This window comes from Parabacteroides sp. AF17-3 (genome assembly GCF_003635445.1).
In the GTDB taxonomy this organism is placed as follows: Bacteria; Bacteroidota; Bacteroidia; order Bacteroidales; family Tannerellaceae; genus Parabacteroides; species Parabacteroides goldsteinii.
Genome location: NZ_QTMM01000011.1, coordinates 254,697 through 263,114, shown reverse-complemented (window position 1 = coordinate 263,114; position 8,418 = coordinate 254,697). Strand labels below are relative to the sequence as shown.

General features: G+C 44.3%; 10 protein-coding genes and 1 pseudogene. 3 read left to right on the top strand and 8 right to left on the bottom strand.

Features of this window, described 5'->3' with window-relative positions:
• The 7 genes and pseudogenes from DWW91_RS16215 to DWW91_RS16185 form a co-directional block, all read right to left on the bottom strand.
• The coding region (locus DWW91_RS16215) for a TraG family conjugative transposon ATPase (RefSeq protein WP_122328339.1) at positions 1-479 on the bottom strand (479 nt) is incomplete at its 3' end.
• A complete protein-coding gene (locus DWW91_RS16210; RefSeq protein WP_032529744.1) occupies positions 476-802 on the bottom strand; it encodes a DUF4133 domain-containing protein in 327 nt (108 codons plus the stop codon). The genes DWW91_RS16210 and DWW91_RS16215, both read right to left, overlap by 4 nt.
• A gap of 11 nt (positions 803-813) precedes the next feature.
• The gene (locus DWW91_RS16205) at positions 814-1,110 is read right to left on the bottom strand and encodes a DUF4134 domain-containing protein (RefSeq protein WP_005926215.1); all 297 of its coding nucleotides are present in this window, start codon (positions 1,108-1,110) and stop codon (positions 814-816) included.
• A 164-nt stretch (positions 1,111-1,274) separates the two neighbouring features.
• Positions 1,275-1,955: a hypothetical protein gene (locus DWW91_RS16200; protein WP_120129918.1), complete on the bottom strand. Its 681-nt coding sequence runs from the start codon at positions 1,953-1,955 to the stop codon at positions 1,275-1,277.
• 1 nt (position 1,956) lies between these two features.
• Entirely contained in the window at positions 1,957-2,391 is a 435-nt protein-coding gene (locus DWW91_RS16195; RefSeq protein WP_120129915.1) for a DUF3408 domain-containing protein, read from the bottom strand.
• A gap of 4 nt (positions 2,392-2,395) precedes the next feature.
• A complete protein-coding gene (locus DWW91_RS16190; protein ID WP_044544900.1) occupies positions 2,396-3,157 on the bottom strand; it encodes a ParA family protein in 762 nt (253 codons plus the stop codon).
• A 2-nt stretch (positions 3,158-3,159) separates the two neighbouring features.
• Positions 3,160-3,471: pseudogene (locus DWW91_RS16185) on the bottom strand (hypothetical protein).
• A 358-nt stretch (positions 3,472-3,829) separates the two neighbouring features.
• Between DWW91_RS16185 and mobA the strand changes: the two are divergent.
• The 3 genes from mobA to mobC are packed head-to-tail and all read left to right on the top strand — an operon-like array spanning position 3,830 to position 7,519.
• Entirely contained in the window at positions 3,830-4,267 is a 438-nt protein-coding gene (mobA, locus tag DWW91_RS16175) for a conjugal transfer protein MobA (protein WP_117904953.1), read from the top strand.
• Positions 4,252-5,490, top strand: coding sequence for a conjugal transfer protein MobB (mobB, locus tag DWW91_RS16170; protein ID WP_117904955.1), 1,239 nt, complete (start codon positions 4,252-4,254; stop codon positions 5,488-5,490). The genes mobA and mobB overlap by 16 nt, the downstream gene beginning before the upstream one ends.
• A 19-nt stretch (positions 5,491-5,509) precedes the next feature.
• Entirely contained in the window at positions 5,510-7,519 is a 2,010-nt protein-coding gene (gene mobC, locus DWW91_RS16165) for a conjugal transfer protein MobC (protein ID WP_122328326.1), read from the top strand.
• A gap of 59 nt (positions 7,520-7,578) precedes the next feature.
• Here the strand turns inward: mobC and DWW91_RS16160 are convergent, their stop codons facing one another.
• A complete protein-coding gene (locus tag DWW91_RS16160) occupies positions 7,579-8,391 on the bottom strand; it encodes a phospholipase D-like domain-containing protein (protein ID WP_122328325.1) in 813 nt (270 codons plus the stop codon).
• Positions 8,392-8,418: the final 27 nt, after the last annotated feature.

The window sequence follows — 8,418 nt, the reverse complement described above, 5'->3', positions numbered from 1 at the left end:
CTTTCAAACTGCCCCACCGCTTCGAGGAATTTTGTAACCGTTTCCTTATCCTTTATCTCTTTGGGGACAAGGAAACCCCGGCAAAGGGTGGAAAAATTACTCTGCATCCGGCTGCGTTCCTTTGTGGTTTTCGTCAGGAACAGGTAGCAGGTATGATTTAAGAAAGGTCTTTCATTGAAATGCCGTTCAAAGGAACGGGAAAGGAAACTCAAATCATCCTTTTGGATGTCAGGCGCATAGTTCTCTTTGATGAACCAGTCCTGTTTGTGTACGATGCTGTAATCGGGCAGCACCTTTACCGCTTTGTTCCAAGCGGAATGTATCGCTTCGTATTCGGCTGCCGTGACGGTGAACAGTTCGGGCAGTTCCACCCGGAACGCCACCGTTATGTCGGCATTTTTGGAAACGATGCAGCCGTTTTCCACCGTGAACAGTGGAAACTTGTTTTCCAGCGTAGTAGCTTTTAATATATTTCTCATTTCGATGCTTGTTTTAAATGGAATAATCGGGATATGGCTTTGCGGTTGATGATATGGAAAGGGTGGCTTTTGCGTGCGGACAATTTCATTAACCCGTGTGTCCCGTACTTTTCATTTAACCGGAATGTGAGCCATACAAGCAGCGTCGCCGAAGTAACGCCGAAGATGATGCACACCCACTGGTTGATACCCACCATGTACATGATGATGAAAAGCACGAACAGGGCTAACAGCCCGCCCGCAAAAATGAAAAGATATTGACTTTTCAACCCTTTAAACTCAACTGGCTTGCCTATCCCCCTGTTAATCGGATAGTCTGCCATAGTCCGTTTCTTTAGAGGAAGAATGAACGTAGGATAGTGGCAGCGACTATCAGGAAGATACAAGCACCGAACCATGAAGCCGCCGTTTTGCTTGTATCAGGGTCACCCGAAGAAAACTTGCCATAGACTTTCACGCCGCCAATCAAGCCCACCACCGCACCGATGGCGTAAATTAATTTTGTCGCCGGGTCGAAATAACTTGTTACCATATTGGTAGCTTCTGTAATACCCGCCATGCCGTTACCTTGTGCAAAAGCGGAGGATGCAGCCAAAAGAACGGCTGCCGAAAAGAGAACTTTCTTTTTCATTATAAATACATTGTTTTTAAATTGCCGGACGGGTGGATAGTCCGCCCGGCGGAGTGATTAATAATTGAATTTTTGTGGTTGCGGGGAGTGTTCCCCAGTGTTTAGAAAGCTTTGTCTTAACCGTACTCTCTTTGTTTCATCATCTTATTATTTAAAGTTTACCATTAAAGAAAATCGTTCATGTCAAAATCTGCCATTTCATTACTTCCGGCAGCCGGGATGATGGCGGGTACGGGTATCTCATGCTTTTGTAAAAGTTCCGCTACCCGTGACCTGCCCCCGTTAATCTGCTCCACCAGTGAATGAAACAGGTTTGTTTCCGTTCGGCAGATGGTCTGTACCGCTTGTCGTTCTTCCGCTTCGGATGCTTGTTTAACCTCAATGACCTGTACCATTTGACCCAGTTCCCCCAGCGTGATGCCCTGTGCCATTTCCGGTTCACCCTCACCCATGTAACAGGCGATTTCTTCCGCTTCGATTTCATCTTGTAAAACGTCCAGTTCTTCCGCATCTTCCGCTTCAAATTCCATTTCAAATTCGGTTTCAATCGCTTGCGGGGCAGGTCTTTCTTCCTCTGCTCCATCGCTTTTCGGGACAAATATAGAAGCATTATCAACCCCTTTTGAAAGGTGTCCTAAGATGTCCCCGTTTGTCCTCATTTGTCCCATCCGGTAACGGCTTGCCCCTACAAGGGAATCCCTGTTTCCGGTTTTCACGGTCGGTTTGCTTCCCGGCTGTTCCGGCTCTCTTTTTCCGTTTGTAAACCATGTTCCCAAGCTGTCCCGGTATCGCCATAAGAGGATGGCGTAATACAGGAGCGTTCCGATAATAAACCATTTTAGCATATCAGAACGGCTTTTCAAATTTGCTTTCGTACAGTTCGTTTATCTCGTCCTGAAACTGGTCGAAATGCCGGAGCAGGATATTTTCTACATAGCTGCTCACGGTCGCCTTGCGTCCGCCGATAACGGTTACTATCTTCATCAGCTTTTCGTGTGTGGCACGGCTGACATATAACGGTTGTCGGTCGGTCAAGTCCACCCGCATGAAATAGGTTTCCCGGTAATCGCCCGGAGCGTTCTTTTTCCGGCGGGCAGGTTCTTTCGCTGCCTTTTCTTCCTTTGCCGTTTCCTGTTTGTCCGGCTTATCGGGTGTTTCCCTTTCGGTTTCCACCGCCGCCGATGTTGGCGTTTCCTGTTTCTTCACGGGCAAGCCCTGTGAAATAATCTCTTTCATAAAATCTTCGTCAATTTGCGGTTTCCCGCCACTTTGCTTTGCCATATCGTTACAGTTTTATAAGGTATGCGATTTCGGTTATCAGTTCTTCCATGTTGCTGCCCTTTACCAGCCGTTTGTCCGCCGGGAACAGCGTGGAACGGAACACGGTTTTACGCTGTGCGTCCAGTTCCTTTTTAAACCTTTTGGTGTCCGGGATAAATACTTTCATAAGGGGTAGTTCCAGTTCTCTGATGGTCTGCTCATACAGGGTGTAGAGGTCTGTTTTCTCCCGTCCATCTACCATGTTCCAAAACAGGTGCAGCCCTTTCAGTCGGCACGCTTCATTCTTAACCAGCAGTTTATGGATAGCCACCGCAAAGGAAAGGCTGCTTTCCAATACCACCCGGTCGGCGGCTATGGGGGTGAAAATATAATCCACCCCTGAAAGGGAGTTGATAACACCCTCGCTGTTCACCGTTCCGGGCAGGTCGAAAAAGACCACATCATAGTCCATCCCGGCAGACGCAAGATATTCATCCGCCGTTTTTATCGCTTCGTCCGGTGAACTGCAAAGCACCGGGTACGCTTTCTTTCCCAGTGTCTTGAACTGATGAAAGGCAAGCTGTTTGTAGTAATCATCCCCGTTCACCTGTTCGGCATCCCGTTTGCGCATGGCACTGATACTGTGCTGCGGGTAGTCGCAATCCACGACTGCCACGTTATACCCTTTTAGGTAATACAGGTAACTTGCCACCAAGACGGTGAACGTTGTTTTGCCGACCCCGCCCTTTTGGGTGGAGAAAGCCACATACAAGGTTTCTTTCTTCATTGTCATTTTGAATTATTGTGATACATCTTTATTGTTTTCCATCCGTTCAGATTGACAGACAGAGTATTTTCTTTCGTTCCATACAGGAAGCCCGAAAGCAGGAATGATTTCTTTCTTCTTATTCTTGTTCCTTTCAATCTTTCCACAAAGACGGACAGTTTTCTTTCCCGATTGAAAGACTGTTTGCTTTCAATCATTCCATCCGTTTTGCTTTCCTGCTTTCTTGAAAGATTACAATCTTGAAATCTTGTTTTCAAGTTTTCAAAACCGCTTTCTTTCCGTCCGCTTTCTGTTACATATTTCCATCCGTCCATATTGCTTTCTTTCTTAAATTCGGGACAAATAAACATAGAAAAACAACCCGTTTCGAGATGTGTCCTCAAATGTCCCCGTTTGTCCTCATTTGTCCTATAACCTGCTATTTCACAGCATTTTTAATACCCGTTACTTTGCAACCGAAAGGTATCGGTCAGGCTAACTAAGCCCCCGCCGCCGGGAGCGTTCCAATATCCGCTAACTCCAATCCATCGGTAGATGGATTTTTATTTGCACTGGCAAATAGCAAGGTGTGTTTTAAGCTGCTTGAAATTCTTTCAGCAGCTTTGAACGCCTTGCCCGGACGAAGCCGGGATAGGGTCACTCCGAAGTCGTAACCCTTTAAAAAAATGTAGCATGAAACAGAAAAATGAAAATGCGCCCCGTCCGGGTGGCGCAGGACGCAAGCCCAAAGCAGACCCGGCAGTGTTCAGGTACTCTATCAGCTTCAATGCGATAGACCACGCCCGCTTTTTGGCATTGTTCGACCAGTCCGGTATGCGCACCAAAGCGCATTTTATCACCGCCCGCATCTTCGGCGAACCGTTCAAAGTGATTAAAATCGACAAGGCGGCAGTCGAATATTATACCCGGCTGACCGCTTTATATTCCCAGTACAGGGGAATTGCCGTGAATTACAATCAGGTGGTAAAGGCTCTCCATACCAATTTTTCAGAGAAGAAAGCACTCGCATTTCTCTATAAACTGGAAAAGGCAACGATAGAACTTGCCGACCTGAACCGCCAAATTATTGAACTGACCCGTGAATTTGAAACAAGATGGTTGCAAAGATAAGCGTAGGAAGCTCCCTGTTCGGTGCGCTTTCCTACAACCAAAACAAGGTGGATGAAGAGCAAGGAAAGGTACTTTTAAGCAACCGTATGTTTGAGAGCGAGGACGGGAATTTCAGCATCCGGCGTTGTATGGAATGTTTCGATATGCACCTGCCCGCAGACCTGAAAACGGAAAAACCGATTATCCATATCTCCCTGAACCCACACCCGGATGATGTGCTTTCAGACAGCCAGCTTGCAGATATAGCCAAAGAGTATATGGATAAGTTGGGGTATGGCAACCAGCCGTATATGGTGTACAAGCACGAAGATATTGCAAGGCATCATATACATATCGTTTCCATCCGGGTGGACGATACGGGCAAAAAGATAAACGACAAGTTCGAGCATATCCGCAGCAAACAAATCACCCGTGAACTGGAACAGAAGTACGGGCTGCATCCGGCAGAGAAGAAACAGGCAGCCGAACGCCCCGAACTTAAAAAGGTGGACTACCGGGCAGGGGACGTAAAGCACCAGTTATCCAATACGGTGAAAGCCCTTGCCAGCAGTTACCGTTTTCAGAGTTTTACGGAATACAAAGCGTTGCTATCTATATATAATGTACAGGCGGAGGAAGTGAAAGGGGAAGCGAACGGCAAACCCTATAACGGTATTGTCTATTCAGCGACCAATGACAAAGGGGAGAAACAGGGAAACCCGTTCAAATCTTCTTCTTTGGGTAAGTCGGTAGGTTACGAAGCCATTCAGCGGCGTATCAAGAAATCGGCAAAGGACATTCAGGACAAGAACCTGAAAGAGCGTACTCGCCGGACAGTCGGCGCAGTGATGCAATCCGCCCGTAGCCGGGAACAGCTTATTACGGAATTGAAAGCGAAAGGCATAGATGTACTTTTCCGGCAGAACGATACAGGCAGGATATACGGTGTAACATTCATCGACCACGAAAACCGTACCGTCCTGAACGGTTCACGGTTGGGAAAGGACTTTTCCGCCAATGTGTTCAATGACCTGTTTTCCGGCTCCCATACTTTGTCGGGAAACAGCAAACAGGAAATGCAGGAAGACGCACTGGAATTTAACCCGACCGGACACCTTGAAAATACAGGCAAAACCATTGCAGGACTGTTCAGCCTGTTATCCGGTGGGAACGATACGCCACCCGACAACAGCCAAGTTCCACCACCCAAGAAGAAAAAGAAGAAGAAACAAAGACGTATTTAATAACTATAAAATTTCAATTATGCAGAATGAAGATGATTTAAGAGGACTTGCAAAGGTCATGGACTTTATGCGGGCAATCAGTATTTTATTTGTAGTGATAAACATCTACTGGTTTTGTTACCAGTCGTTCCGGCAGTGGGGTATCAATATCGGGGTAGTCGATAAAATCCTGCTGAACTTCCAGCGTACCGCCGGGCTGTTCTCCAATATCCTGTACACCAAACTTTTTTCGGTGGTATTCCTTGCGCTTTCCTGTTTGGGTACAAAGGGAGTGAAAGAGGAAAAAATCACATGGAACAAGATTTATGTATTCCTGACAATCGGTTTTATCCTGTTTTTCCTGAACTGGTGGCTGTTGGTTCTGCCGTTGGCACTGGCGGCAAACACAGCATTGTATATCTTTACCATGACCGCCGGGTATCTTTCGCTACTTGCTGCCGGAGTATGGATTTCCCGCCTGTTGAAAAACAACCTAATGGATGATGTGTTTAATTTGGAAAATGAAAGTTTCGCACAGGAAACACGCCTGATAGAAAACGAGTATTCCATCAATCTGCCGACACGGTTCTACTATAAAAAGAAGTGGAACGATGGCTGGATAAACGTTGTAAACCCGTTCAGGGCAAGCATGGTATTGGGTACGCCCGGTTCAGGAAAGTCGTATGCGATAGTCAATAACTACATCAAACAGCAAATCGAAAAAGGCTTCGCTGTTTATATTTATGACTACAAATTTCCTGACCTTTCAGAGATAGCTTACAATCACCTAATCAACCATTTAGACGGGTATAAGGTACAGCCTAAATTCTACATGATTAACTTTGATGACCCACGTAAAAGTCACCGATGCAACCCGATAAATCCGGCATTTATGACGGACATATCGGACGCATACGAAGCCAGTTATACCATCATGTTAAACCTTAACCGCAGTTGGATAACCAAGCAGGGAGATTTCTTTGTAGAAAGCCCGATTATCCTGCTGGCTTCTATCATTTGGTTTTTGAAAATCTATCAGGGGGGCAAGTATTGTACATTTCCGCACGCCATTGAATTTTTGAACAAGAAATATGCCGATACGTTCACTATTTTAACCAGCTATCCCGAACTGGAAAACTATCTTTCACCGTTCATGGACGCATGGGAAAGTAATGCGCAAGACCAGCTTCAAGGGCAGCTTGCAAGTGCTAAAATTCCACTTTCCCGTATGATAAGCCCAGCTTTATATTGGGTAATGACAGGGGATGATTTTTCACTGGATATAAACAACCCGGAAGAACCTAAGATTTTGGTAGTAGGCAATAATCCCGACCGTCAGAATATCTATTCCTGTGCTTTAGGATTGTACAATTCCCGTATTGTGAAGCTGATAAACAAGAAGCACCAACTGAAAAGTTCCGTAATCATTGACGAATTACCGACCATCTATTTTCGGGGACTGGATAACCTGATAGCAACGGCACGAAGCAACAAGGAAGCGGTCTGTTTGGGCTTTCAGGATTTCAGCCAGTTACGCCGGGATTATGGGGATAAGGAAAGCCGGGTAATCGAAAATACGGTGGGTAACATCTTTTCCGGTCAGGTGGTTTCTGAAACGGCAAAAACGCTTTCAGACCGTTTCGGAAAGGTCTTACAAAAACGCCAAAGCATGACTATCAACCGGAATGATAAATCAACCTCTATCAGTACGCAAATGGATAGCCTGATACCACCCAGTAAAATATCCAACTTAACGCAGGGTATGTTCGTGGGTGCGGTCAGTGATAATTTCGATGAACGCATTGAGCAGAAAATATTTCATGCGGAAATTGTGGTGGATAACGAGCAAGTGAAACGGGAAACAGCCAACTACAAAAAGCTGCCCCAAATTATAGATTTCCGGGACGAGGACGGGAACGACCGGATGCAGGAAGAAATACAGGCAAATTACAACCGGGTCAAGCAAGAAGTCCAGCAGATTGTCACGGATGAAATGGAACGGATAAAGAACGACCCTGAATTGCAACACTTGATTAAGACGGAAGAATAGAAATAGAATAGCGAGAATATATAACTTCTCGCTATTCTATTTCTATTCTTCTAACTAATTTATTTTTTTGTTTGAGTTCGGAGATTTCTAAATTCTACGGAATACTTTGTTGCCTGTTGGGGGTCAGCTTGAATAGATATATTTTCATCATTTTTATATTCGGCATTATCAGACCAGTTATAACTACCAGTTATAACAGTTTGGTTATCTATTACACAAAATTTGTGATGCATTTTCCCACCCCGTTCTGCACGTACTTTTACAAAATCAAACCCTTGTAAATCAACACCATATTTAGCGTTAATACCATCGTCAAAAATAACAATTTCAACTTTAACGCCTTGTTCCTGTTTTTCTTTTAACTTTTCTAATAGAGTTTTATTTGTAAACCAAGCCATAGCAAGTGATATGGATACTTGGGCATTCTCCAATTCTTTTATGATACTGTTTTGTATATCTTTGAAACGAGCATCATTTTTAGGTTCTTGTTTTTTTATAATTCTACTACCGAGTATAATATATTTATTATTGATTTTTTCGATATTAAATTTATCAGGAGAAATAATTTCATTGATTTCTTTTGCCAATTCTTCTGCTTTGTCAGAAGAATTGACGAGGTCTTCTAATAAAGTTTGTAGTTCCGGCTTTCCTGAAAGTTTACTTAACCTATCTTTTGTATATTCTGTGCGAGATGTGTTCATTTTATTATCGGATAATTTAGGTAATCCCCCCTTGTTAAAGTCATATACATCTCGAAAACCATAAGTATTAAAGAATTTAGTTAGTTCACTTCCTTTTTTATAATTGGTTAATTCACTATCGCCCGTAACTAAGGGAATAAGTGCGTTTATTGCATAGTTAGATAGTTCCATATTTTTATAAATATCTCAAAGTTAATA